This window comes from Leisingera sp. M658 (genome assembly GCF_025144145.1).
Taxonomy (GTDB): Bacteria; Pseudomonadota; Alphaproteobacteria; order Rhodobacterales; family Rhodobacteraceae; genus Leisingera.
The window spans coordinates 18,288-43,266 of the sequence record NZ_CP083552.1; the positions used below are offsets into that span (position 1 = coordinate 18,288).

A 24,979-nucleotide genomic window follows, 5' to 3' on the forward strand; every position below is an offset into this window, starting at 1 on the left:
ACCGGATTTATTCTGCGAGGAACATGCAATGGCACAGCGGCAATCGGAACCCAGCCCCGGGCAGGGCTTTGGCCGCCGCATGCGGCATCTGCTGCTTCCCGGCATCCATAGGATGCTCGCCGCCGGCCTGATGGCAGCCGCGCTGGCCACTTCCGCCGCCGCCGTTCAGCCGCTGCCTTCTGCAGAGGCCCCCCCCGCCCTGGTGCCGGTGTCCCGGCAAGTGCTGCCGCCCCTGGCCCATGCCCGCTTCTGCCTGCGCCACCCCGGTCAATGCGCAGTGCGCGGCGGCAGCCCGCAGCCTGCCGGCTCAGCTCAGGCGCAATTGGCCGGGGTGGTGGCGATCAATCTGGCGGTAAACCGGGACATCACCCCGCAAGCGGACGGCACCGTGCAGGGAATTGCCGATGAATGGCGGCTGAATGCAGTGCGCGGCGATTGCGAAGACTATGCACTTTTAAAGCGTAAAAGATTATTGGATCTGGGCTGGCCGTCTGCATCGCTCCGGCTGGCAACGGTGCTGACACCGGATGGCACCGGCCATGCTGTATTGATTGCACGTTTTCGCGGCGGGGATTTCGCCCTGGACAATCTCACAAATGAAATCCGGCCCTGGCGGGAAACCGGATACCGGTTTTTGAAGATCCAATCGGAAACAGATCCAAAAGCCTGGTATTCGGTTGCCGCGCCGCAAGCCGGGGGCGGGCTGTCCTGAGCCATCCGCTGCCGCGGGTCCGCACAGGCGTCAGGCGCCGCCGCGCCGCGCAATCACGCTGAGGGTGCGCCACACGATGCGGGCTTCCATGGCAAAGCCCGCATTGGCGATGTAATGCAGATCGGCGCGCACCTTGTTCCGGGTGGCATCAACACCTTCGATATACCCCAGCTCCACCTGGGCCCAGCCGCTGATGCCGGGGCGCACCGCGTGCCGCTCCTGATAGCCCGGCACATCAGACAGAAACCGGCGGGCATGGCCGATATAGTCCGGGCGCGGCCCGATCAGGCTCATTTCCCCCCTAAAAACATTGATTATCTGCGGCAGCTCATCCAAACGGACGCGGCGCAGAAACCGCCCAAGCGGGGTGATCCGCTCTTCTTCCAGCGGGCAATCAGCGGTGCGGCGGATTTCCGGCGCGGGGCGCATTGTCCGGAATTTATAGGCGGTGAACGGGCGGCAGCCCCGCCCCATGCGCCGCTGCGAATAGAGCAGCGGCCCCCGGTTCCAAAACGGATTGAGAAGCAGCAGACCCGAGGCACACATCAGTGCCAGCGGCAGCAGGATCGCGCAACTGACAACCAGATCAAACATGCGCTTTACCCCGGCAAACACAAACCCGGACAGGGTGCTGCGGGGCGGCGGACGGACTGAATTATAAGGCAGATCCCGTTCTGGGACTTCAAAGTCAAACATTGAACTTAATCACCTAAGGTTTAACAAAAATATTAACCTTTTGCCGCAATCAAGCGGGCAAACATTAGGCAATTATGTATTAAGTCAAAATTGTGTCAATTGATTCTAAAAAACGACACAGTTAAACATGCGTGAGTTGCATTAAGCTAGAAAGAACTTCGCCGCCGCAGAATCCAGCCTTCGTAAGGGGTGGAGAGTCTTGAGAATTCCAAATAGGTTTCCAGCTGCCGCTCCGGCAGGCCAAGCGCCCGTCCCGTCACAGCCAGGCGCAACCAAAGATCCCCGTCAAGCGGCTGCCGGGCCAGCGCTGCCTCAAGCTGGCGCAGGGCGGCTGCCCGGGCCGCAACTGTCTCCGGGTCCGGTACGGGCCGCAGCGGGTCCAGGCCGTTTGCCGCCGCTATCAGATCCGCCGCGTATAGATGCAAAACCGCCCGGCTGCGGTGCAGATGCGGATCAAACAGCGCTGCCGCACCGGCTGGCGCGGCCAGCAGCGCCGCCATCAGTCCGCTGTCCGCCGTCTCCAGCCGCCCTGCCCCGGCCTCTGCGGCCAGGCGGTGATGCGCCTGGTGGTTCAGATGGCTGCGTAGAGCCTGCCATTGCAATCCTGCGCACAGGGCCGCCAACGCCAGAAGCAGGGCCTTAGCTGTCATTGTAATAGCGGCCGTAGCCCCTCCCGCAGCCATAAGACGACCCCTCGCAACTGCCATAAGCAGCGGCTTTTTTCGCGTCGAACATATTCAGAAAGGCACCATAGCACTTGCCGCGCAGCCGCGGGTCGCTGCCCAGGATCGCGGCGGCGTGGTTCACATCGGCGGCGCCCCATTTGGCAACAAAAAACAGCCCGTCCAGATTGTGCAGAACCGCGCGCGCATCGACCACCGGCCCCAGCGGCGGCAGATCAAGGATCACACAGTCATAAACCGCCGCACAGGCGCTCAGAAGATGTTCCATCGCCGGGCCGCCCAGCAGCTCGCCGGTATGCACCGCCCGGCCCGGCCGGTTCGGCAGGATATGGGCCCCGGTCGCCTGTTCAATGCACAGCACGTCCTGCCAATCCGCCCCGTCCAGCAGCACATCCGCCAGGCCCTGTTCAATACCGCCCGCCAGCGACCGGGTCAGGCCCGGATTGCGCAAATCGCCGTCGATCAGCATGACCGAGGCGCCCTGCGCCGCCAGCAAGGCCGCGAAATTGGCAGCGGTGGTTGTTTTGCCTTCGCCGGGGAAACAGGACACAACACCGATGATCTGGCTGGCACCGCGCTGCGGCGCCTTCAGCGTCAGGCTCATCCTGCCGGTGCGCAGCGTCTCGGCAAAGACCGACAGCGGCTTGTCCGCGCCATAGCGCATGATGGCGGGAAACCGCACCTCCCGCCTGCCAAGCTGCAGATCCGCCGCCTCCGGCGGGTGCTGCGGCGGCGCAATCTTCTCCAGCCCGCCCAGGAACTCCAGCCCAAGGATATCTCTGATCTGATCTTCTGTGCGCAGCCTGGTGTCCACCGCCTCCCGCACAGCGCTCCAGCCCGCTGCCAGCAGCACCCCCAGAATGCCGGCCAGGGCCGTGATCTTGGCCAGCTGCGGCGAACTCGGGTATTCTGGCACCCGCGCCGGATTCAGGATCCGCGCGTCCGACACCGGAAAGCTCTGCTCTTGCAGCGATTGCTGATAGCGCTGCAGGAAACTGGTATACAGGCTGCGCACGGTCCCGGCGTTGCGCTCCATCTCGCGCAGCTCCACCAGCGTTGTGTTGTCCGCCCCCAGCTGTTCGGCGGCAACCGTCTGCGCGGCCTCCAGGCTGGCCAGCCGTTCGCGGGCCTCATGCACATCGTTGCGGGCCACCACCTCCGAGCGTTTGATCTCTTCGAACATCAGCCCTTCCAGCTGGATCAGCTCGCGCTGGCGCCGCCGGGTCTGCGCGTGATCCGCGCCCAGGCTGCTGCGCAGATAGTTGAAGTCCCGCAGGGTCTCCAGATACTGGCTGCGCAGGTTTGCGGTGATCGACTGGCTCGCGGTTGAACTGACAAAAGCCGAAGTGTCATTCTGCGCGACAATCTCATTCAGCCGGTTGCTGCGGGCCTGCAGCGCCAGCAGTTCCGCCCGCAGATCCGCCACCTGCTTGTTCAGCAGCTCCAGCTCAATATCCGACGACAGATCGCCGCCTGCCCCTGCCAGATTGTTCTCGCGCCGGAAGCTGTCGACCGCCTTGTCCAGCAGGCCGGACTGCAGCCGCAACTGGTCCGACCGCTCCTTCAGCCAGTTGGTGGCGCGCTGGGTTGCCTCGTATTTCGAGGCCAGCTGATCCTCGATATAGGCATTGGCAACCGCATTGGCGATCCGCGCCGACAGCGCCGGGGAGACCGAGGTATAAGTGATCTGCAGAACCCGGCTGCGCTGCACCTGGCGCACCGACACATTGTCCCGCAGCAGGCTGACAGCATCCTGCCGGGCGGCTTCCGCCAGCTCCTGCGGCGTCAGCGGAATTGCGGGCTGTTCGTCCTGCACCCAGGATACAGCCGTTGCCGCTGCCAGCCGCAGCAGGTCTTTCACCCCTTCAGCCGCCCGCCCCGGCCCGGTCCTGGGTTCGCTCAGAAACGCAGGGTTCTGCACCAGATCCAGCGCCGTAACCACCCGCGCCGCGATCTGCTCGGACCGCAGCACCTGGATTTCTGTGGTGATCTGATCCTCGTCCAGCCGGACGCCCGACACTCCGGACAGCTCGCGGGCGTTTTCAGCATCCGCAGAGCCGACGCTGATATGGGCCGAGGCTGTATAGACCGGCGTTGCCGTCGCCGCATAGGCGATCCCCAGCAGCAGCCCGGCCATCAGCCCCAGCAGCAGCACCGGCCAGCGCCGCCGCGCCACCGCAAAGATCCGCATCAGGTCAAGACCGTCGTCCTGCGCCCCGCCGCCGTCCGGCACCTGCGGCACCCGCATCGGTTCATGGGTCATCTTCTGCATTTGGCACCTGAATACTGGCAAACGGCGGCCGAAGCAGCTGTACGCAAACGCAGGTGTTGCCGGGACATCACCTAGCCGGCCGGGCTGACAGCGCCGCCCGGCACCCCGCCTGCACTGCTGCCCCCGGATCTGCCGCCGCCGGAGCTGCCGCCGCCCTGCGTGCCGCCCGGAGTGCTGCCGGATACACCGCCCGCAGAGTTGCCGCCCGGTACGCCGCCGCCGGTGGCAGGCGTGCCGCCTGCAGCCGCAGCACCGCCGCCGATGTCCGCAGCACCGCCGCCCGCCGCCGCATCCGGAGCCTCAAGCCCGGCGCCGGATGCCCCCGGCGCGGCAGGATTTATGGCCGCCGTCTCCACATCCCCCGAGGCGGCGGTGAAACCCGCCGCCAGCCCGGCAGAGGGCGATTGCGCAACCGCCACAAGGATGGCCGTACCCTGTTGAAAATTCCCTTCCGCCGTCATCCGGCTTGCGGCCTGCGCCAGGCCTGCACCAATGGCCTCGGCCTGCTCTGCGCTGACCCCCTCCGCTGAGGCGAGGGCAGCAATCCGGGCCGCGGTACCGGGATCCGTCAGGGCGACTGAGGCAATCAGTGCCGCCAGATCGCCCTCTTGGCTCAGAAACCCCGCCGGATCGGCAAGGAACAGCGCCAGCGCCGCCGGGCTTGCCTCCGCCCGGGGCGGCGGGGTCTCCGCCCGGCCCGCGCCACCTGCCCCGCCTGTCCCCGCCGCGCTTTGCGCCGTCTGCGCCGATGCGGGCGGCGCAAACACTGCAAAGGCTGCAACAAAACCAGCCGCCAGCACCTGACGGGCTCTTGTAGAAAATGCAAAACTCATATCATGGCCTCAAACACCCAATTCACGGCGCGGACGGGCCCGCGCGCCTGCACCTGGAATATGCACCCACTGCGTGCATAAATAACTACCCTAACCTGATGGATCGGCGCGCTTTTAATTAATTCCCCGATAAACTGCACTCCTGCCCCTTTCCCAGCCTTTTTCCCGGCCTGTGCCGGACAGTCAGGCGGTCAATACCTCAAAGCCGTCATTGCGCACCGCAACCGCACTCAGCTTTCCGGTTGCAAAAGCGCCGGTATCCACGCAGATCCGGCCGCCTTCTGCGCGCACCTCCTCAGCAATTGTGTGGCCATGGACAATCCACACCCCGTCCTGGCGCGGAACCCGCCCGAAGTTGCCGTGACCCCAGGCCAGATGGTAATCCTCCTGCGCCTCCAGCGGACAGGCGGGGTCAGCCCCCGCATGCACCGCCGCCACATTGCCGGTCTGCCAATACGCCGGCAGGGTGCGGATCCAGCTGATCAGCCCGGCGCCCATCCTGTTTTGCAAACTGTCGCGCGCTGCAATCCAGTTCAGGTCCGGCATCCCCGCATGCACCGCGGCGATGCCAAAACTTGCCAACGTCTGGCGGCCGCCATGCCGCAGCCAGCCCGGCCCTTCGCCCAGCGGATCGTCCAGAAACCCCAGCAGCATGTCCTCGTGGTTGCCGCGCAGGCAGACCGCGTCAGGGTTGCTGACCTGCAGCCCGTGCAGCGCCTGCAGCACCTGGGCGCTGTTTTCGCCCCGGTCGATGTAATCGCCCAGGAACACCAGCCGCCCGCAGTCCGGCCGCAGCGCAATCCGGTCCAGCAGCCGGCCCATCAGATCATAGCAGCCGTGAATGTCCCCCACCGCCACAAAATCCTCTGCCGGGGCCAGGGGGGCAAACTCTGCGGCCTTGCGCCTTTTTGCCGTGTTGCGGAACCGGCTGAAAAACCCATGCATGATACCTGCGCCCCTTAGTTCGACAGGTTCGACAGATCGCCGTCTATCTGCACGGTGTCGCCTGAAATGGTGGTCGCCAGCCCGAAGAATTTGCTGACCGCCACGGAATCCGCGTTGGAGACATAAACCACATCCCCGTCCCGCACGTCGAAATTCCGCGCCATGAAGAAACTGTCAGGCTTGCGGAAATTGGCCCGGTAAACCGTTGGAATATCGTGCTGTTCAAAGCCCGAGACATCGACGCCCATCTCCTTCAGCGCATGGCGGTGCTCGGTGCGGTAGATGAACACATGCGCCGGGTCCGCCTGGTTGTCGTCCAGGCCAACCGCCTGGGCAACCGCACCGTTCAGATCCACCGCCGCCGCGCCGAACGTGAACTCCCCCACCGACCCTGTGGCGCCGAAGGCGTAGAATTTCTTGCTCTCACTGGAGATATTGATGTTGTCCCCCGGCGCCACAAAAACGTTTTCGCGCGGGTTGGCCGTCAGCGCCTCATAGGCGATCTTGGCGCTTTGCCGTCCCCGCGACAGGGTGACAAAAGTCTCATGATCCTCGCCGGTGATACCGCCCGCCTGCGCCACCAGATCCAGCACCCGGTCGCCGCTGTTGCGCAGGGTGAAAACACCGGCCTCCTTCACCTCGCCGATCACCGAGGCGCGCGGATAGTTCGCCTCCACCACCTCGATCGTCACCGCCGGGTTGATCGCTTTTTCCTCCAGCTGGCGCTCGATGATGTCCTCGACCGCCGAAGGCGTGTTGCCGGCCGCCCGGATCTTGCCCGCATACGGCACCGAAATCATGCCGTCGCGGCCGATCTCCTGGGCTGGCAGGGTGACAAAGTTGCCCGGCCGCACCCCGGCCTCCTTGGGGATGAACAGCCCGCCGGACTGGTCCTCGAAAATGGTGATCTGAATAACGTCGCCCGCACCCAGCCGGATGCTTGGCACCTCGGCGCTGCTGGCGCCAAAGGTCGCAAACGAACTGCTGTCGTCCTTGGTGACAAACGGGATCACCTCGCGGTTCACATCAACAACCACATAATTATAGCCCAGCGTCGCATCATCGGCCTGCAGATGGCTGGCGGATTTTTCCAGGATCGCGGCCTCATCCGGGCCGTTGCGGGGCAAAAAACTGCACGCACCCGCAAGAAGCAGCACAAACAGAAGACCAAGGGATCGTTTGCAAATCATCGGGTTTTCAATTCCACTCGTCCAAAGCGTTTTGCGCAGGCTGAAACATACCGCCCCAATGGCCTTTCTAGCAGAAATTGCCGAAAAAAAAGAGTTCTAATAAAATTTTATGATCCCTTTGCGGATCAGGTTGTATAATCCAAATAGGGGAATTTGATCCGGCAATGAATTGAAATCAAAAACCACTGTATTCTTCAAAGGTTCTCCATGCGATCTGCCGGAACCCGCGCTCTCCGTGAAAGCCGCCCTGTCAGGCAGCTGCCCGGCGGCAACCCTCCTGCCGGTCCGGTATCACAGGCTGATCCAACTGCCGGCTGACCGGGGAAACACTGGGCAATACACCGGGGGAAACTCTGAACGAAACTCTGGGCGAAACAAACGTGCTGCATAGAACACCCCTTGCGCTTCCTTCACACCGTTACCGGGATCTCTGCCGTGCCGGCCTGACGGCAACCCTGTTCCTGGCCGCCCTGTTCAACGGCTCCGTTTCGCCGCCCTATGCGCAGGCCACTGGGTGCCTGGCCGCCCTGCTGGCCTTGTTCTGCCTGCCGGTCAGAACCACCTCCGCCGGCCTCCGCCGGCTGGTGCGATCCACCGCGCTGATCCTGACCCTGCCAGCGCTTTGGGGCGGGATGCAAGTGGTCCCGCTGCCGATCGGCCCTCTGACCCACCCGGTCTGGCAGCAGGCCGGTGCCGCGCTGGACCTCAACGCAGGTTATATCTCGCTCAACCCGCTGCGCACCCTGGCGGCGCTGCCGGCGCTGATTCTGCCGGGGCTGGTGTTTCTTTGCACCCTGCTCCTGTGCCAATCCCCCCGCTCCGCCAAACGCGTCTGGGTTGCGCTGTCGCTGACCGGCACCGCCATTGTGCTCATATCCATGGTGCTTGAGGTGTTTTTTCCCCAGGCACAGGTCTTTACCAGCTACCCGGTCAGCTACGGCAGCTTCTCCGGCGTGTTTGTGAACCGCAACGTTGCCGCCTCATTTTTTGGTCTCACCGCATTTGCCCTGGCCGGCAGTCTCCAGATCCTGAAACCTGCGCCCCGGCTGCCGCGGACCGGGCATCATGCCGGCCCGGCCCCCTCCCCTGCCCGCACCGGTCTTGTGCAGCCCGCGCTTTGGCTGCTGCTGTTTGCGGTGCTGATTGCCATCATCGCAACCCGGTCGCGGGCTGGCGCCCTGCTCAGCCTGCCGCTGCTGGTGCTGTGCCTGGCCATTGTCTCAGCCCAAGCGCGCCGCAACGGGCGCACCCGCCGGGTACTGCTGGTGCTGGGCGGCGGCTGCCTGCTGCTGGTCCTGTTCGGCGAGCCGGTGTTCTCGCGGCTTGGCGGCACGTCCGGCGATCCGCGCTGGTGCGCCTGGGCCGCCACCCTGGCCGCGATCCGGGACAACCTGTGGACCGGCACCGGCTTTGGCACCTTCGTGGATGTCTTCCCCGGCTACCGGGATCCGGTCTGCCTCGGCACCGAAGGCAGCTGGCACCGGGCCCATAACTCCTATCTTGAACTCACCCTGGGGTTCGGCCTGCCTGCCGCCCTGCTGCTGCTGGGCCTAAGCGTCCGGCTGATTCTAAAAACCTGCCTCACCGGCCTGCGGCTGCGGACTTCCTTGCGCGCCATACCGGTGCTGACCCTGGGCGCGCTGGCTTTTGTCTCAACTCATTCACTGGTGGATTTCCCACTGCAAATACCCAGCATCGCCTATTACTGCGCCGCCCTGCTGGGTGCCGGCTGCGCAATCTCGCTGCTGGAAACCCAGCACCGCAGCTGATCCCGTCATCCCCGCACAAGGGATTCTGCGCCTGCCCGCAATGCCTTGCGGTTCATGCCCCCTGCCCCGCCAGATATAGAAAACACTTGCGCGAATCCCGCGCTTTGGCCAATAGTCACGGAAAAGCGGCGGCAAACGCCAAAATCCGTGAACACGCCCCCACCTGAAAACACGGGGGCAGGCGCGGATCAATACGGCAGAGCGGCAGCGCACAGCAGGCACATAGGGCAGATGGATCATACATACACCCCCGAGGATCTCAACGCGGTCATCCGCCAGCATTCCGAATGGATCGCCGCCCAGCTGCATGCGCAGCGCGAGAGCCTGTTCCCCCCGAATGCCACCAAATCGATGCGCAAATTCACCTCGGGCGAGGCCGCGGCCCTGCTTGGCGTCAATGATTCCTACCTGCGCAAGCTGCATCTCGACGGCAAGGGCCCCTCGCCCAAACTGACCGCCGGCAACCGCCGCCAATACACCGCCGAGGATATCCAGGCGCTGCGGGTGCTGCTGGAAAAAACCGCCCGCAAACCCGGTGACTACCTGCCCGGGCGCCGCACCGGTCCTGAGGACGGCGCAGGCTACACCGACCATATGCAGATCATCGGCGTGATGAATTTCAAGGGCGGCTCCGGCAAAACCACCACTTCCGCCCATCTGGCGCAGCGCCTGGCGCTCAAGGGCTACCGGGTGCTGGCCATCGACCTGGATCCGCAGGCCTCGCTGACCGCATTGCACGGCGTGCAGCCTGAGTTCGACCTCAAGGACGGCGGCACCCTGTTTGATGCCATCCGATATGATGACCCGGCGCCGATCAGCTCGGTGATCCGCAAGACCTATATTCCGAACCTCGACCTGATCCCCGGCAACCTCGAACTGATGGAGTTTGAGCACGACACCCCCCGCGCCCTGGCCCAGGGCAACGCCGGATTGTTCTTCTTCCGGGTCAAAGAGGCGCTGGCACAGGTCGATTCCGACTATGACGTGGTGGTCATCGACTGCCCGCCGCAGCTGGGGTTCCTCACCATGTCGGCGCTCTCTGCCGCCACCGGCGTCTTGGTGACAATCCACCCGGAAATGCTCGACGTGATGTCGATGTCGCAGTTCCTGCGCATGACCGCCGACCTGATGGACGTCATCGCCCAGTCCGGCGCCGATATGTCCCACGACTGGATGCGCTACCTGCTCACCCGCTACGAACCCTCGGACGCGCCGCAGAACCGCATCGTTGCCTTTCTGCGCACCATGTATGGCGAAAAGGTGCTGAACGCGCAGATGCTGAAATCCACTGCAATCTCCGACGCAGGCCTCACCAAACAAACCCTGTACGAGGTCGAACGCAGCGCTTTCACCCGCTCGACCTATGACCGCGCCGTCGAAAGCCTGAACGCCGTCAACGACGAAATCAGCCAGCTCATTCAGGAAACATGGGGGCGCAAATGACCAGCAGCAAAAAATCCCGCCTGTCGATGCTCGACAGCCTCGCCGCTGCCGGGGCGCCCTCCCCTGCCCCGGCGTCATCGATGATGACCAGCAACCGCGCCCTGCGCTCGGCCCGCGATGCGGTGGATTCGCACCGGGTCTGGGACCTGGAGCCGCATCAGATCGAAGACACGCGGATCACCGACCGGCTTGATCCCGAAGACATCATCGACCTGCGCGACGCGATTGAAACAAACGGCCAGACCGTGCCGGTCCTGGTGCGCCGCCACCCGTCGGAACCGGACCGCTATCTGCTGGTCTACGGCCGCCGCCGGCTGGAGGCGATCCGCTCGTCGGATAAGGTCGCCAAAGTGCGCGCGCTGGTGGCCAATCTCGATGATGACGCCGCCGTTCGGGCGCAGATTTCCGAAAACATGGCCCGCCGCGACCTCACCTTTATTGAAAAGGCGCTGTTTGCCCTGGAACTGGTCGAAAACGGCTTTGGCAACCAGTCGCAGGTGGCTGAGGTTCTGACCGTCACCAAATCCTCCGTCTCCATGGCCATCGCCATTGCCGAGACCATCACCCCCGGTCTTGCCCGCGCCATCGGCCCGGCCCAGGGCATCGGCCGCCCCCGCTGGGATGCGCTGGCCCGGGCGATTGACGAAACCGGGGCTGACCGCAACGCGCTGGCCCAAACAGCCGAGCGGGTCTACACCGACTTTGCCATATCCGCGGTGACTGACGATGGCACAAACAGCGCTCCCGCCGACCCTTCGGTGATGGCGTTTGAGGCGGTGTTCAAGGCCGCGGTCCCCGCGCCTGCCCCGCAGGCCGCCAAACCACCGGCCAAACCCGCGCCGGCGGCGCAGAAACTGACAATCGACGGCAAACGCAGCGCAACCCTGCGCCGTTCCGCCAAGGGCGTGAACCTGGAACTGGCCGGCGGCGAGTTTGCCGACTGGTTCGAGGCCGAGGCCCAGACCCTGATCCAAGAACTTCACGACCGTTGGCAAAATCGGTCGGAAGGTTAATAAATAACAATAACTTAGGAGGCACAGAGCAGACTAAATAAGAAGGCCCCGCAAAGACGAAGCTCCACGAGACCTACTTGTTTCTAGCACCTTCAAGTTAGTGGCAGCAGCCGTTTTCCGCAAGTCCAATGTGATTCGCGGGCCGCTCTTTTTTTGTCTTTCGTGATGAACACATGGGATATATGCCCCTCACGCCTTTTGGGCGAACGGTGGATGCTGTGCTGGTGAAACAGCAGGCTGCCGCCGAACAGGCTGGTTTGACCAGCGCTGTCAGCAAATGGGACGCGCTGCGCGAACTGGCCGCCGCCCGCAAGGTTTACGGTCTCAGCGACCGTGATGTGTCGGTACTGCAGGCACTTCTCAGCTTCCTGCCCGGCAAGATGATCGACCCTCAGCCCGGCACCCCGGTAGTGCACCCGTCCAACCGGGTGATCTGCGAACGCCTGAACGGCATGCCCAATTCGACCATGCGGCGCCACATGGCCAAGCTGGTGCAGGCCGGCATCCTGATCCGCCGCGACAGCCCCAACGGCAAACGTTACGTGCGCCGCAATCAGGGCGACCGTGTTGCCTATGGCTTCGACCTCTCTCCCCTCGCCCTGCGCTACGCGGAATTCTCTGCGGCGGCAGAGGCCGGCCGCGCGGAACAGGCCCGCATCAAACAGCTGCGCGAGACCGTCAGCCTGATGCGCCGCGACCTGTTGAACCTCGCCCTCTGCGGCGCTGCCGAAAGGCCTGATCTCAGCATCTGGGACCAGTACCAGGACCTCGCCCTGCTCAGCGCCCGCAGCCTGCGGCGCAAGCTTGATCTCGGCGAAGTGGAGCAGATCCGGGACCAGCTGGGCACAGCTCTCAGTGACCTGAAAGCACATTTAGAGCCTGTATTTGCAAAGAAACTGAGCACCAGTGACGCCCAAATTGAGCACCACTATCAGAGTTCAAAGAAAGACTCATTTGAATCTGAACAGGCTGTTAAGTCAGCGCACGCAGCAAATACGGAATCGAAAGACGAACCCGGGTATGCTGAGAAACCTTCAGCAGAAAGGCCAGCGCACTGTGAAACACCTCCCCAACCGCCTAAGGCCCCTGCCCCCAGCGGCCCAAGCCTGCCGCTTCGCCTAATCCTCGCCGCTTGCGGCGAAATCCAAAGCTATGCCGATGGCGCCATCCGCCACTGGACCGACCTTCTGCGCGCCGCAGACACCGTTCGCCCGATGATGGGGGTTTCAACCCCCGTCTGGGAAGAAGCCAAAACCGCCATGGGAGCCGTCGAAGCCTCCGTGGTGATTGCAGCAATGCTGGAGCGTTTCGGCGATATCCGTTCTCCCGGCGGATATCTGCGGCACCTCAGCACCAAGGCAGCGGCAGGGCATTTTACCAGCAGCCCAATGATCATGGCACTGACCCGCCGCGAAACCGCTTAAAAGTTCACAGCTGTGAACTCCTCAATCGTATGCTGTGAAGACACCTTGGAAACGGGTTTTAACTCGACCCAGAAACAAAATCCCTGGCCGTGGAGAATGTACAGCTGAATGTAAACGTGGAGCCTTTTCCGGGTTCGGAACGCACATCAATTCCGCCGCCCATCAGATGTGCCAAACGGGAGGCAATGCCCAGCCCCAGCCCGGTCCCGCCGAAATCCCGGGTTGCGGAACTGTTGACCTGGGAAAACGCGTTGAAGACGCTGGCCAGCTTGTCTTTGGGTATACCGATTCCGGTGTCTTCGACCGCGATGTTAAACCGGGTCTGTAAGGCCATTTTAGTTCCGGTGACTTTGACTGTCACGGCCCCGTTCTCAGTGAATTTCACCGCGTTGCCAACCAGGTTGACGATGATCTGCCGAATCCGGCCTTCGTCGCCCATAATGGCAGAGGGCAAATCCGGTTCATACTCCAGCCGCAAGGCCACTCGGCTTTCTGCGGCTTTGGGTTCCAGCATCCGGACAACACCCGAAAGCAGGTCGCGAATATCAACTGGCTGGCTTCTGAGCTCCAGCTTGCCGGACTCGATCTTCGAGAAATCGAGTATTTCATTGATGATTTCCAGCAAGGCTTCACCGGATTCCGAAATGGTCCGTGCATACAGCGCCTGGTCCTCGTCCAAGTCCGTTTCCTCCAGCAATGACGCCATTCCCAACACGCCGTTCATCGGGGTTCTGATCTCGTGGCTCATGGTGGCGAGAAATTCAGATTTGGCCTTGTTCCCGGCCTCAGCCTCGCGGGTTCGTTCTTTTACCTTTGCCTCAAGCGAGGCCGTAAGTTCCGTCAAATCTGCATTGCTGCGGTCGAGATGGGTCAGCACCTCGGCAAAGGCCAGTGCCAAACGGCCGATTTCGTCCCGGCCGCAATCAGGGACGTCTTGGGGGCGGCTGCCTTGGCGTATGCTGTCGGCAAAGACCGTCAGGCGTTTGACCGGCCGGGTGATCCGGTTGGCCATGATGATGGCGGCAAGTGATGCAAACAGCGCGCAAAATCCGGACAGCAGCAGGATCCGGCTGACATGGGCCATCCATTCCTGGTCCAGACGGGCGGTGGAGAACTCAAGCACCACATAGCCAAGCCGGGTGTCCGCTGTTGCCAGAACCGGACCCGCCACTCTGATCCGGCTGCCGTCTGTCAGGACGGTCCACTGTTTGTGATCAACAACGGTGCGCAGAAGCGGATCTGCAAACCGCTGACCGCGCAAAAGATTGTCGTCGGTGCCATCTGTCAGCACCCGGGTGCCGGCATCCAGGATCAAGGCGCGCATGGCACCTTCGCTGGCTAAAGCAGCCCCGGTTTGTTGACGTAACCGTTTGATATCTAACTCATAAAGAGGTTCAAGAACGGCTTCGCCCAGAGTTTTGGCCAGATCGGTCACATGCTGTTCATAGGCTTCGGCTGAAGTCCGGTGTGCAAGTGTGACCGAGATCGCGGCAATTGCGCCGGCTACCGCCAGTACGATCAGAACAGTGTAGACCACCAGTTTGGTTCTGAGGCTGGATCCAAGCAAATCAGCCCCCGCCGATGAGAAGCGCAACCGGAGTCTGGAATTGCTTCAGCAGGTTCAGGGTGGGTGCGGGTATGGGATCGAATTTGCTGGTTTCTTCAAAGCTCAGCAAAGCACTGCGGCCTGCTGCGGATTGATCCATGCCTGTCAGCACAGCCAGCAGTGCCCGGGAAAATGCGGCGGAGGCATCAGGTGGAACGCTGACGACATGGCGCGGGATGGCTTTGGTTTCCAGAATGATTGAAAGATCGTCAAAATCGCCGCCTGCCTGCATTTTCAGGCCCTGCAATGACATGGCACCGGCATCCACCAGCCCGCGCAGTACCCATTCGATGGTATTTCCATCGTCGCCGGAAAAGACATAGGCGGCGCCGCTGGCCGGGCGCGCGGCCCGTGGATCGGGGAGGGCGGTCAGCGGGGCGATCCGGTCCCCGATGGCGAGCCGCGGCAGGATGTAGCCACTGGAGGAAAACGGTTCCTCAAAGGCGACAACCTTGCCCTTGAGGTCTTTGAGCGACCGGATGCCGCTGTCCCGGCGGGCAAAGATAACGGATTGGTATTGGGCGGTTCCCTTTTTCCACCGGCGGGCCAGCAGGCGGCTGCCGCATTCAGCACGGACCGCCAGCGATACCAGCGGGCTGTCAATGTAGATGTCGACGGCACCTGTGCGCAGGAGTTCGGACATATCGCTGATGTCCCGAGCAATTGTCACACTGGCGCCGGTGATGCCCTGATCCTGCAGCTGCGCTGCAAGGTGCCGGGCAAAGGGCAGGAAGGCGCGGGTTTCCTTGACCGGCTCGTCGCTGATGGTGCCGATCACCAGCATCCGGGCAGCGGCGGTCTGGCCGGTCAACAGGCCAAGGCACAGGCAGAGCAGATATACCGGTTTTTTGAAATGCATGGCTGGCCTCATTCTTGAAAAACAGCGCGACTGATGAGTGCTTCTTTACCGCACAAATTGCGTACAAAAAGGTAAAAGGTCGATTTTTAACTTGTCTGCGGCGCTGATGACACTGGCAGCGGCGGCGCGCGGACAGGCCGGGGCAAGGGCCGGGGCGGGGGCAAGGACCGGGGCAGAAACGAGGGCAGGGCAGGCGGCACCGGAATCGGGCCGACCGCTGCCCGCCGTTCAAATCAGCCGGAGCCGCAGGAAACCGGGAAACGGTTGCGCCGGCGGGACAGGCAGGGCGCCTAGGCCAGATCAGACAGGCTGGCTGCGGCTCTTTGCAGGACGGGCAGGAAATCTGTCAGATCCTGCAGGCTGCGGCGCTGCACCGGGGCGTGCACCGACAGCGTGGCCAGCAGCCGGCTGTGCGTGTCCCGCACCGGCACGGCGACGGCAACCATGCCGGAGATGAACTCCTCGGCGTCGGTCGAATAGCCGCGGCTGCGGATGGCGGCCAATTCAGTGCTGAGGGCATCCGGATCGGTGCAGCTTTGCCCGGTCACCGCCTGCAGCGGGCGGGCGTGCAGGACGGCCTGCAGGGTGCTGGGCTTCAGAGATGACAGATACATCTTGCCGCTGGCGGTGCAGTGGAACGGCACCTGGGTGCCGATCGGCAGCTGGATGCGCAGCGGCCATTTGGTTTCCACCCGGTCGAGGTAGATCATGCCTTCGCGGTCGGGGGTGGCGAGGTTGCAGGTTTCGCCCAGCTCCTCTGCCACGCCTTTCAGGATGCTGAGCCGGGCGGTGCGCAGATGTTCGGATGACATGGTATCCAGCGCCATCCGGCGCAGGCGGGGGCCGGGACCATAGGCGCGCCCGTCAAGGTCGCGCTGCAAAAACCCTTCACCCTCGGCGGTTTGCATCAACCGGTGCACGGTGGGCTTGGGCAGGCCCATCGCTTCGATCATCTCGGCCGGTTTGACGGCGGTGCCGCGGCGGGCGATCTCCTCCAGCAGCACCAGCAGGCGCAGGTTGGTGGGGATCTGCCCCGGTTTGTTTTCGGACCCGTCGTCTGCCATCGCTGCCTTATCCCTACTTACCCGGCAGCAGCACCAGCGCGAAACCGGGCACCAGCGAGACCAGCACCCAGACCCCGATCAGGGCTGCAAGGTAAGGGACTGTATAGCGAAGCAGGCGGAAATACGGAACACCGGTGACGCCGGATGCGACATAGAGGTTGAGGCCGTAGGGCGGGGTGATGAAGCCGATGGAGGCGCCGACCAGGAAGATCACCGAGAAATGGATCGGATCAACCCCGACAGAGGCCGCGATGGGGGCCAGGATCGGGGCAAGGATGATGGTGACCGGCAGGCTTTCCAGCACCATGCCGGAGAAGAACACAATCACCATCGAGGTGAACAGCACCGCATGGTAGCCGCCCATCGAGGTGACAAAATCGCCGATGGTCTGCTGGGCGCCCAGCAGTGACAGGATCTGCTGCATCACCACCGAGATTGCGATCAGCGGCGCCAGAATGCCGGTGATCTGCGCCGAGCGCACCACGATTGAGGGGATCTGCGGGATGGTGAAGCCTTCGACCACCAGCATCTCGGCATAGGATTTCTCCTCCCATGTCTTGCCGCTGCCGGCGCCGGTGAGTTTGGTTGCCACCCAGGACAGCACGCCTGCGATGACGCAGAAACCGACGGTGACGCCTGCGGCCTCGGTGGGGGAGAACTTGCCGGTGTAGATGCCCCAGAGCACCAGCCCGATGGCAAAGAAGCCAAGCCAGGCGCCAAAGGCGGTTTTCAGCACCCGGTTCAGCTGCAGCGGAATCAGGAAGCCCCAGCCGTTGCGGCGGCAGATGATCCAGCAGGCGAATTGCATGCCGACGACCATCATTGCACCGGGCAGGATGCCGGCCACAAACAGGTCTGAGATCGGCAGGTTCATCAGGAAGCCGTAGACGATGAAGATGATCGAGGGCGGGATGATGATACCCACGGTGCCGCCTGCGGCGGCGGTGGCGGCCGAGAAGCGCTCGTCATAGCCGCCTTTGACCATTTCCGGGTGCAGCATGGAGCCGATAGTGGCCGTTGTCGCCGAGTTAGAGCCTGATATCGCAGCAAACAGCCCGCAGGCGCCCAGCGAGGCCATTGCCAGACCGCCGCGCATCCAGCCGAGGCAGGCATAGGCGAAATCAGACAGGCGCCGGGCAATGCCGGACTGGTTGATCAGGTCGCCGGTGAGGATGAACAACGGCATCGCCAAGAGGGCAAAGCCCTTGTTGAAGACGTTCAGCAGCTCGGCGCCCATATTGTCGAGGGTCAGCCCCAGCACAAAGGAGCAGCCAATGACCCAATAGCCGATCACCAGCAGCACCGGCACGCCGAGCATGAACAGAAAGGTGACCCCAAGCGAGATCAGCGTAACCCAGGTTCCGGTGTCCATCAGACGTCTCCTCCGATCACGGCCTGTTTGATCAGCGGCGCGCCGCTGCGGAAGTTGCGGATGTCATCGGCGAGGTTTTCAAAAACCCGGCCGATCATCAGGATAAAGGCCAGCGGCGCGGTGATCAGGAACCACCATTGCAGCACGCTGTCGGTGCCCAGCACGATCTGAAAATTCGACGCCGACAGCGCCGTCATCCGGCTGGTGGTGACAAAGACAATGACGGCAAAGCCGAACCACAGCACCGCATCCAGGGTCAGACAGCCCATCTGCGCCCAGCGGGGCATGATGGTGCGGAATTCGTTGAAGCTGAGATGGGTGCGCAGGCGCACGTTGAAGGCGGCGCCGAACCAGGCCATCACCATGAACAGCAGGGGCGGGATGGTGGTGGACCAGGGCTGCTGGTTCTTGAACACAAAGCGGTCGATCACGCCCCAGAAGATGATAAAGGCAATGGCCAGATAGCTCCACACCATGATTGTGCGCTCCAGGTGGCGGTCCAGCAGCGGCACCAGCCGGTAGACCAGCATCACCAGCACCCCGCCAAGGGCCGCCGCAAGGGTGCCAAGCACCCAGGCGGCGTTGCTTTGCAGGGCGTTGCGGATTTCCCAGCTGTCTTGCGATGCAAATGCGCTGAAAATCGCGCTGATATCAGACCAGAGCGTCATGCGTTCCTCCCATCAAGCCCCCGGTCTCCCGTTCCGGAGGGGCGGGGTCCGGCGCGTGCTGCGGCGCCGGACCCCGTTGTTTCAGCCTAGGCGGCGGTCAGCCCTTCCACCAGCGGCGGGGTTCCACGTTTTCGGGCTTCATGTCTTTGTCGACCTCGCGCGCGATGTTGTAGATTTCCTGATAGGTGTCGATGCCGCCGGCCCAGCCGTTCAGACGGTCGCGCCATTGCTCCCACAGCTGCGGCTGGAACTCGGGTGAGCACATTTCCTCGGCCATGCGGATTTCGCTGTCCGGCAGGAAGGCGGGGCGCACGTCGTTTTCCACAAACATGGTGCCCGGCAGCTGCGGATCGGAGAAACCGACGGTTTTGACCAGGGCGGCCTCATTCGCGGCCTGCACATGGGCCTGCGCCCAATAGGCGCTCTCCAGTACCGCGTCCTGCAGGTAGCCTTCGAGACTGTCAAAGACCTTGGCCGACATTGAGGTATGTTCGGTGCCGCAGAAGAATTTGAGGTCCACCGACTGCGAAACCACCGGCGACATGTTGGCATAGGCCACTGCCGAGGCCCAGGTTTCGGCGCCGTCGATCAGACCCTGTTTCAGGCCGTCCAGGGTTTCCTCCCAGGCGACGGGGACCGGGTTCAGGTTCAGCGCCTTCATGGCGATGCGGCCCAGCTGGGTGCCGGTGACGCGGTTCTTGGTGCCGAACAGCTGCTCCAGCTTGGTAATGGTCGGCGCGTCCTTGTATTTCAGGCCCAGCTGAATGCCGCGGAGTTCACAGTGGCTGAACAGGAATTTCAGCCCGTGGCGTTTTTCCAGCGGGTCGCGCAGGATTTCCTGGCTCTTGGGGTGGTACAGGAAATGATACTGCGAGGCGCGGCCGGGGAACATGAAGGCATAGTCCAGCACGTTCAGATAGGGCGCGCCGCCGGCCGAGTTCTGGGTGGAGGCAGCGTAGATATCAACGATGCCCTGCTGGGTTTTCTCCACACAGCTCAGCTGGCCGCAGATCTGGTTGTCGCCGATGAATTCGATGCGGATCTCGCCATCGGTGCGGGATTCAAGGTCGCGGGCGAACTCCAGCGCGCCGGCCCGTTCGATCAGCAGGTTGCGGGCGTTAAAACCCGAGGCGCCGAATTTCAGCGTGTGTTTGGCGGGCTTGGAAAAGCGCCGCTCGTAAGTCGATTCTGCGGCTGATGCGAGATTCGCCAGGCTCATCGCGCCGCCAAAACTGCCGGCCGCCAGCAGGGTCGAGCTCATCCCGTAAGTGCCTGCAACCTTGAACAGATCCCGCCGCGATATGCGGTTCAGTTTGTCGGTGACCCCCATAATTTTCCTCCCTAAGATCAATTATTGAGACGTTTGGTATCAAAAATAGCTAGTATATTTCATGCAATCTGTATAGAAGTTTTTTCCTGACAGAGTCGGGAGAGGGTCGTGGAAGCAGATTTCATTGTTATCGGAGCAGGGTCATCGGGCTGCGTGATCGCCAACCGGCTGAGTGCGGATCCGCGCAATAAGGTGGTGCTGCTGGAGGCCGGCGGGCGGGACACAAACCCCTGGATCCACATCCCCGTCGGCTATTTCAAAACCATGCATAACCCGTCTGTTGACTGGTGTTACAAGACGGAAGCAGATCCGGGGCTGAACGGGCGCTCGATCGACTGGCCGCGGGGCAAGGTTCTGGGCGGGTCGTCCTCGTTGAACGGGTTGTTGTATGTGCGCGGCCAAAAGGAGGATTACGACCGCTGGCGCCAGATGGGCAATGAGGGCTGGGGCTGGGACGATGTGCTGCCCCTGTTCAAACGATCCGAGGATCAGGAGCGCGGCGCGGATGAGTTTCATGGTGCTGGCGGGCCGCTGACAGTCTCTAACATGCGGATTCAGCGCCCGATTTGCGATGCCTGGGTGGCGGCGGCGCAGGAGGCGGGATATCCGTTCAACCCCGATTACAACGGGGCCGCGCAGGAGGGGGTGGGGTATTTCCAACTGACCACCCGCAACGGGCGGCGCTGCAGTGCTGCGGTGGCGTTTTTGAAACCGGCGCGCGAGCGGGCAAATCTGCAGATCATCACCAATGCGCTGGTAGAAAAGATTGATCTGGACGGGCGCCGGGTCACTGGCGTGACCTATCTGGACCGGGCCGGCCAGCGGCAAAGCCTGACCGCGCGCAAGGAGGTGATCCTGTCGGCGGGGGCCATCAATTCGCCGCAGACGCTGATGCTGTCGGGGATCGGCCCGGCGGAGCAGCTGAAGGCCAACGGTGTTGAGGTGGCGGTGGATCTGCCGGGGGTGGGGCAGGGGCTGCAGGACCATCTGCAGGCGCGGCTGGTCTACAAATGCAATGAGCCGACGCTGAACGACGAGGTGCGCAGCCTGTTCAATCAGGCGCGGATTGCGCTGAAATATGCGCTGTTCCGGGCCGGGCCGATGACGATGGCGGCCAGTCTGGCGACCGGTTTCATGAAAACCCGGCCGGATCTGGCGACGCCGGACATTCAGTTTCATGTGCAGCCCTGGTCGGCGGACAGCCCCGGCGAGGGGGTGCATCCGTTTTCGGCCTTTACCATGTCGGTGTGTCAGCTGCGGCCCGAAAGCCGGGGTGAGATCCGGCTGAACGGGCCGGATCCGAAGACCTATCCGAAGATCCACCCGAACTATCTGGCGACAGAGACGGATTGCCGGACCCTGGTGGACGGGGTGAACATTGCCCGGCGCATTGCCCGGCATAATCCGCTGGCGTCCAAGATCGCTGCGGAGTTCCGGCCTGATGCGGATCTCGCGATGGAGGATTACGCGGGCACGCTGGACTGGGCGCGCGGCAATTCGGTGTCTATTTACCACCCCACCGGCACCTGCAGGATGGGGCAGGGGGCGGATGCGGTGGTGGACGCCGGGTTGCGGGTGCACGGGGTGCAAGGGCTGCGGGTGGCGGATTGTTCGATCATGCCCGAGATTGTCTCGGGCAATACCAATGCGCCGGCCATCATGATCGGGGAAAAGGCCAGCGATCTGGTGATGGCTGCAGACTGAGAGAAGCAGAGAGACGGCGGCAATCGCTGGATTGCCGCCGCCTGTGGTTTTTAGATCAGGAAGTGATCCTCGGTCAGGGTTGAGGCCTGCACATCCAGCAGCGTGATTGTGCCGTCGTTCCCGAGGTCGATCAACGCATTGCCGCCGTCCTGAGAGATGGACCCAGAGAGATCGTCAAAGCTGCCGAAGCCAAAGCTTCCGCCTGTCAGATCCAGCAGCTCGCCATCGGCGGAGGTGTTGAAATCGGTGATCACGTCATTACCGAAACCCTCGTTGAAGACAAAGCTATCGGCGCCGCGCCCGCCTGTCAGCTGGTCATTGCCGGCGCCGCCGGTCAGCACGTCTGCGCCGCGTCCGCCGTCGATGCGGTCGTTGCCCGCGCCGCCGTCCAGCGTGTCGCGTCCGCGCCCGCCTGCGATACGGTCACTGCCTGCACCGCCGTCGGCCAGGTCGCGCCCGCGTCCGCCAAACAGCACATCGGCGCCGTCGCCGCCGTCCAGGGTATCGGCGCCGCGCTGGCCGCGCAGCAGGTCGTTGCCCCGTCCGCCGTCGATATAGTCGCTGCCCGCGCCGCCGGACAGCACATCAGCGCCGCCTTCGGCCAGATCGACCACGATGCGCAAGAGCTGCTCCTCGCCGCTGTTGCGGGTAAAGTCGCCCTCGGCCGGATCAACAATGGTGCCTGCGGCGGTGGTGCCGCCCAGAATGTTGACCGGGGTGCCCTCCGGATTGCCTTCGGAGCCGTTGAAGCCCTCGTGCTGGCGGACCACGCCGTTTTCAGCGGTGCCTTGATCGCGGGCGGTCTGGTTCAGGAAGGCAGCGCCTTCTTCGGTGTTCACCTCGGTGCCGGCATCCAGCACATCGCTGCCGAAACGTTCGATCACCAGCGGCCCGGCAAAGTTGCCGTCCGCGTCAAAGATGAAGTCCTGCAGCGCATCGTCGGGCGAGGCGAGGAAGGCATCGTTGGAGGGGATCACCATGGTGGCCCAGGTAAAGAAGCCCTGGCCGACCTGATCGGCGTTCACATTGATGGTGAAGCTGGCGCTTTCGCCCGGATCGATCGGCCCCGGCGCACCATTTCCGCCGATGATGGTGGCATCGACGCCGCCGTCGATGACCTGCTGGTTGAACTCGGCTGCGATGCCTTCGACGCTGCCGTCTTCGGCAATACGCTCCAGCCCGCCGCTGGCGGCCTCGCCATCGGTCCAGAGGTCAAAGTTCTCGCCATCGTGGAAGCCGAACCAGACCGGGGTCAGGAAAGTGCCGCCGTCGCCCAGCGTGTTGGTCACGGTGACGGTGATCGCCTCGCCGTCGCCGATGGCATCGCCGCGGATCACGTCATTGCCGCCGCCGCCGTTGATGGTATCGCCGCCGGCACCCCCGGCCAGCAGGTTGTCGCCTGCATCGCCGTTCAGCACGTCGTTACTTGCCGAGCCGGTCAGGTTCTCGATATTCAGCAGCGTATCGACAACTGCACCGTTCGGCCCCTGATAGACTGCGGCGCCGGCATTCAGGTCGGCAATCACAGCTGCGCCGATGTCCTGGAAATCCGCGGTGTCGATGCCCGCGCCGCCATCGGTGATGTCAGCACCGCCGCCGCCGCGCAGGATGTCATTGCCGTCGCCGCCTTCCAGCACATCATTGCCGCCGCGGCCCACCAGCAAGTCGTTGCCGCCGTTGCCGGTCAGCGTGTTGGCACCGCCGTCGCCGGACAGCTGGTCGTCATTGTCCGAACCGTCGAGGTTTTCGAACCCGCTGAAGTTTTCGAACACGGTGGTGGTTTCATTGGGCTGGTAGGAGGCGCTGCCAGAGCCGAGATCGGCGACCACCTCAGCCCCGATGTTGATAAAGCTGTTGGTGTCGGTGCCTTCGCCGCCGGTCAGGAAATCCGTGCCGCCGCCGCCTGCGATAAAGTCGTCGCCATCGCCGCCGTCAATGGCGTTGGGGGCGGCGCCCAAGGCGCGGATATCATCGTTGTTGGAGGAACCGGTGATGTTTTCGATGCCGGTGAACTCTTCCTCGATCAGCGGGCCGTTGCCGCCGCCGCCATTATAGGACGCGGTGCCCGAGCCGTCGGCATTCAGCACCACGGTCACGCCGGCAATCGACGGATCTGCGGCGCCTTGGTTGATGTTGGCAAAAGAGTTGGTGTCGATGCCATTGCCGCCGTCGATGATGTCCACGCCGCCGCCGCCGCTGAGGATGTCGTTGCCGCCGCCGCCGCGCAGTTCGTCATTGCCGCTGCCGCCGTTCAGCTGGTCGCTGCCGCGTCCGCCGCGCAGAACGTCATCGCCTGATCCGCCATCCAGCGTGTCGGCGCCGCGGTTGCCGCGCAGGTCGTCGTTGCCGTCGCCTCCGTTCAGCTCATCATTGCTGCGGCGTCCGCGCAAGATGTCATCGCCGCCGTTGCCGTTCAGCAGATTGGCGCCGTTGTCGCCGCGCAGATCATCGCCGTCATCGGAGCCTTCCAGATTTTCGATGCTGATCAGCGTGTCGGTCTCAACCGCCTCATCAAAGACATTGCCGTCATCAAAGCCGGCGTTCAGCCCGTTCACATCGCCGCCCGCGTCCTGGACGATATCGGCGATCACCGGGCCGTTCTGCCCGGCCGGGGCGTTGTGCAGGTGGATGGCGCTGACGCCTGCCACCGGCAGCAGGTCTGACGTGGCCAGACCGGTCACCGACAGGTCCGAGCTGTAGGTGATGCTGCTGCCGTCGATCACGATCACCACCCGGCCCTGGCCGGTGGCCAGGGAGTCGCTGGCGCCGTCCGGCTCCTGCGCGGAATCCAGATCCGCAACCAGGGTCAGCGTTCGGATGCCGCCATCGGTGACATCGCTTTCAACCAGCAGCTGGCCGCGGATTTCGCCGCCGGGGAAGTCATTGGTGTGAAGGTTGTAGTAGAGATTGCCTGCCGCGGCTTCGTCGACCAGATCCGCCGGGGATTGGTCTGTGGTCAGCGAGGCCAGCGGCTGGTCCTCAACCACTACTGCAAAACCGGTCTCGCGGGTGGCGCTGCCTGCGCGCAGATCTGCCTGCACCGGCACGTCGATGTCGCGGTAATTCGCGGTATCCGATCCTGTGCCGCCGTCCAGCGTATCATCCCCCAAACCGCCGGTCAGAGTATCGCCGCCGCCAAGCCCCTGCAGCAATTCGCTGGCATTTGTCCCGGTAAGAGGGTCCGGGCCTTCTGTCCCGGTGATCGGGCCCATGTTGTTTTGTACTGTCATTGTCTTTCCTCCAATAGCACCGGCGCAGCTCCGTTTGCGCACGGTTGCGATTGAACCTGTGAGGGGGCGGAAGAAACGCAACGCATCAGATTTGAAGCGCTGCGCGTCATTTTAAAGAAACGGGGGATTTTCACGTAAGTTATTGTAAGGGGATGAATTTTTTTCA

19 protein-coding genes are annotated in these 24,979 nt (G+C 63.2%); 6 read left to right on the forward strand and 13 right to left on the reverse strand.

Going from position 1 to position 24,979, the window contains the following annotated elements; genetic code table 11:
• The first annotated feature begins 28 nt into the window (after positions 1 to 28).
• Positions 29 to 712 carry a transglutaminase-like cysteine peptidase gene (locus tag K3724_RS23455; protein WP_259993310.1) on the forward strand — a complete coding sequence of 228 codons (684 nt, stop codon included), beginning with the start codon at positions 29 to 31 and terminating at the stop codon, positions 710 to 712.
• 30 nt (positions 713 to 742) lie between these two features.
• Here K3724_RS23455 and K3724_RS23460 read toward each other — a convergent pair whose 3' ends face one another.
• The 6 genes from K3724_RS23460 to K3724_RS23485 all read right to left on the reverse strand — a co-directional run bounded on the left by K3724_RS23460 (position 743) and on the right by K3724_RS23485 (position 7,331).
• A complete protein-coding gene (locus tag K3724_RS23460; RefSeq protein WP_259993312.1) occupies positions 743 to 1,408 on the reverse strand; it encodes a sugar transferase in 666 nt (221 codons plus the stop codon).
• A gap of 146 nt (positions 1,409 to 1,554) precedes the next feature.
• The gene (locus K3724_RS23465; protein WP_259993313.1) at positions 1,555 to 2,058 is read right to left on the reverse strand and encodes a hypothetical protein; all 504 of its coding nucleotides are present in this window, start codon (positions 2,056 to 2,058) and stop codon (positions 1,555 to 1,557) included.
• The gene (locus K3724_RS23470; RefSeq protein WP_259993315.1) at positions 2,048 to 4,363 is read right to left on the reverse strand and encodes a Wzz/FepE/Etk N-terminal domain-containing protein; all 2,316 of its coding nucleotides are present in this window, start codon (positions 4,361 to 4,363) and stop codon (positions 2,048 to 2,050) included. The genes K3724_RS23465 and K3724_RS23470 overlap by 11 nt, the downstream gene beginning before the upstream one ends.
• Before the next feature lie 71 nt (positions 4,364 to 4,434).
• Positions 4,435 to 5,196, reverse strand: coding sequence for a hypothetical protein (locus K3724_RS23475; protein WP_259993316.1), 762 nt, complete (start codon positions 5,194 to 5,196; stop codon positions 4,435 to 4,437).
• 183 nt (positions 5,197 to 5,379) lie between these two features.
• Positions 5,380 to 6,141 (reverse strand): metallophosphoesterase family protein, encoded by a 762-nt coding sequence (locus tag K3724_RS23480; protein ID WP_259993317.1) that lies wholly within the window; start codon positions 6,139 to 6,141, stop codon positions 5,380 to 5,382.
• 14 nt (positions 6,142 to 6,155) lie between these two features.
• Positions 6,156 to 7,331 carry a polysaccharide biosynthesis/export family protein gene (locus K3724_RS23485; protein ID WP_259993318.1) on the reverse strand — a complete coding sequence of 392 codons (1,176 nt, stop codon included), beginning with the start codon at positions 7,329 to 7,331 and terminating at the stop codon, positions 6,156 to 6,158.
• A 380-nt stretch (positions 7,332 to 7,711) separates the two neighbouring features.
• Between K3724_RS23485 and K3724_RS23490 the strand changes: the two genes are divergently transcribed.
• The 4 genes from K3724_RS23490 (at position 7,712) to repC (ending at position 12,980) form a co-directional block, all read left to right on the forward strand.
• Complete coding sequence (locus tag K3724_RS23490; protein ID WP_259993319.1) at positions 7,712 to 9,100, forward strand: O-antigen ligase; 1,389 nt, start codon at positions 7,712 to 7,714, stop codon at positions 9,098 to 9,100.
• 231 nt (positions 9,101 to 9,331) lie between these two features.
• Positions 9,332 to 10,543, forward strand: coding sequence for a plasmid partitioning protein RepA (gene repA, locus K3724_RS23495; RefSeq protein WP_259993320.1), 1,212 nt, complete (start codon positions 9,332 to 9,334; stop codon positions 10,541 to 10,543).
• Positions 10,540 to 11,556, forward strand: a complete 1,017-nt coding sequence (repB, locus tag K3724_RS23500; protein WP_259993321.1) for a plasmid partitioning protein RepB — start codon at positions 10,540 to 10,542, stop codon at positions 11,554 to 11,556. The genes repA and repB overlap by 4 nt, the downstream gene beginning before the upstream one ends.
• Positions 11,557 to 11,738: 182 nt before the next feature.
• Positions 11,739 to 12,980, forward strand: coding sequence for a plasmid replication protein RepC (gene repC / locus K3724_RS23505; protein WP_259993339.1), 1,242 nt, complete (start codon positions 11,739 to 11,741; stop codon positions 12,978 to 12,980).
• 58 nt (positions 12,981 to 13,038) lie between these two features.
• On the opposite strand, the gene K3724_RS23510 is transcribed toward repC, so the two are convergent.
• From K3724_RS23510 to K3724_RS23535, 6 genes are all read right to left on the reverse strand, one after another.
• Positions 13,039 to 14,547, reverse strand: a complete 1,509-nt coding sequence (locus tag K3724_RS23510) for an ATP-binding protein (RefSeq protein WP_259993322.1) — start codon at positions 14,545 to 14,547, stop codon at positions 13,039 to 13,041.
• A 1-nt stretch (position 14,548) separates the two neighbouring features.
• Positions 14,549 to 15,445, reverse strand: a complete 897-nt coding sequence (locus tag K3724_RS23515; protein ID WP_259993323.1) for a phosphate/phosphite/phosphonate ABC transporter substrate-binding protein — start codon at positions 15,443 to 15,445, stop codon at positions 14,549 to 14,551.
• A gap of 290 nt (positions 15,446 to 15,735) precedes the next feature.
• Positions 15,736 to 16,509, reverse strand: a complete 774-nt coding sequence (locus K3724_RS23520; protein ID WP_259993325.1) for an IclR family transcriptional regulator — start codon at positions 16,507 to 16,509, stop codon at positions 15,736 to 15,738.
• 13 nt (positions 16,510 to 16,522) lie between these two features.
• The gene (locus K3724_RS23525; protein ID WP_259993326.1) at positions 16,523 to 17,881 is read right to left on the reverse strand and encodes a TRAP transporter large permease; all 1,359 of its coding nucleotides are present in this window, start codon (positions 17,879 to 17,881) and stop codon (positions 16,523 to 16,525) included.
• Positions 17,881 to 18,549 (reverse strand): TRAP transporter small permease, encoded by a 669-nt coding sequence (locus tag K3724_RS23530; RefSeq protein ID WP_259993327.1) that lies wholly within the window; start codon positions 18,547 to 18,549, stop codon positions 17,881 to 17,883. Before K3724_RS23530 ends, K3724_RS23525 begins: the two co-directional genes overlap by 1 nt.
• Positions 18,550 to 18,646: 97 nt before the next feature.
• Positions 18,647 to 19,879: a TRAP transporter substrate-binding protein gene (locus K3724_RS23535; RefSeq protein WP_259993328.1), complete on the reverse strand. Its 1,233-nt coding sequence runs from the start codon at positions 19,877 to 19,879 to the stop codon at positions 18,647 to 18,649.
• Positions 19,880 to 19,987: 108 nt separating this feature from the next.
• On the opposite strand from K3724_RS23535, the gene K3724_RS23540 reads away from it, so the two are divergent.
• Positions 19,988 to 21,583, forward strand: a complete 1,596-nt coding sequence (locus K3724_RS23540; protein ID WP_259993329.1) for a GMC family oxidoreductase — start codon at positions 19,988 to 19,990, stop codon at positions 21,581 to 21,583.
• Positions 21,584 to 21,633: 50 nt separating this feature from the next.
• Here K3724_RS23540 and K3724_RS23545 read toward each other — a convergent pair whose 3' ends face one another.
• A complete protein-coding gene (locus K3724_RS23545; protein WP_259993330.1) occupies positions 21,634 to 24,813 on the reverse strand; it encodes a spondin domain-containing protein in 3,180 nt (1,059 codons plus the stop codon).
• Between the last annotated feature and the right edge of the window lie 166 nt (positions 24,814 to 24,979).

Excerpts from the sequence above, each read along its gene's own strand:
- K3724_RS23515 (WP_259993323.1), bottom strand. The coding sequence starts at position 15,445 with ATGCATTTCAAAAAACCGGTATATCTGCTCTGCCTGTGCCTTGGCCTG.
- K3724_RS23535 (WP_259993328.1), bottom strand. The coding sequence starts at position 19,879 with ATGGGGGTCACCGACAAACTGAACCGCATATCGCGGCGGGATCTGTTC.
- K3724_RS23530 (WP_259993327.1), bottom strand. The coding sequence starts at position 18,549 with ATGACGCTCTGGTCTGATATCAGCGCGATTTTCAGCGCATTTGCATCG.
- K3724_RS23465 (WP_259993313.1), bottom strand. The coding sequence starts at position 2,058 with ATGACAGCTAAGGCCCTGCTTCTGGCGTTGGCGGCCCTGTGCGCAGGA.
- repB (WP_259993321.1), top strand. The coding sequence starts at position 10,540 with ATGACCAGCAGCAAAAAATCCCGCCTGTCGATGCTCGACAGCCTCGCC.
- K3724_RS23460 (WP_259993312.1), bottom strand. The coding sequence starts at position 1,408 with ATGTTTGACTTTGAAGTCCCAGAACGGGATCTGCCTTATAATTCAGTC.
- repC (WP_259993339.1), top strand. The coding sequence starts at position 11,739 with ATGCCCCTCACGCCTTTTGGGCGAACGGTGGATGCTGTGCTGGTGAAA.
- K3724_RS23485 (WP_259993318.1), bottom strand. The coding sequence starts at position 7,331 with ATGATTTGCAAACGATCCCTTGGTCTTCTGTTTGTGCTGCTTCTTGCG.
- K3724_RS23520 (WP_259993325.1), bottom strand. The coding sequence starts at position 16,509 with ATGGCAGACGACGGGTCCGAAAACAAACCGGGGCAGATCCCCACCAAC.
- K3724_RS23475 (WP_259993316.1), bottom strand. The coding sequence starts at position 5,196 with ATGAGTTTTGCATTTTCTACAAGAGCCCGTCAGGTGCTGGCGGCTGGT.
- K3724_RS23525 (WP_259993326.1), bottom strand. The coding sequence starts at position 17,881 with ATGGACACCGGAACCTGGGTTACGCTGATCTCGCTTGGGGTCACCTTT.
- K3724_RS23545 (WP_259993330.1), bottom strand. The coding sequence starts at position 24,813 with ATGACAGTACAAAACAACATGGGCCCGATCACCGGGACAGAAGGCCCG.
- K3724_RS23480 (WP_259993317.1), bottom strand. The coding sequence starts at position 6,141 with ATGCATGGGTTTTTCAGCCGGTTCCGCAACACGGCAAAAAGGCGCAAG.
- K3724_RS23455 (WP_259993310.1), top strand. The coding sequence starts at position 29 with ATGGCACAGCGGCAATCGGAACCCAGCCCCGGGCAGGGCTTTGGCCGC.
- repA (WP_259993320.1), top strand. The coding sequence starts at position 9,332 with ATGGATCATACATACACCCCCGAGGATCTCAACGCGGTCATCCGCCAG.
- K3724_RS23470 (WP_259993315.1), bottom strand. The coding sequence starts at position 4,363 with ATGCAGAAGATGACCCATGAACCGATGCGGGTGCCGCAGGTGCCGGAC.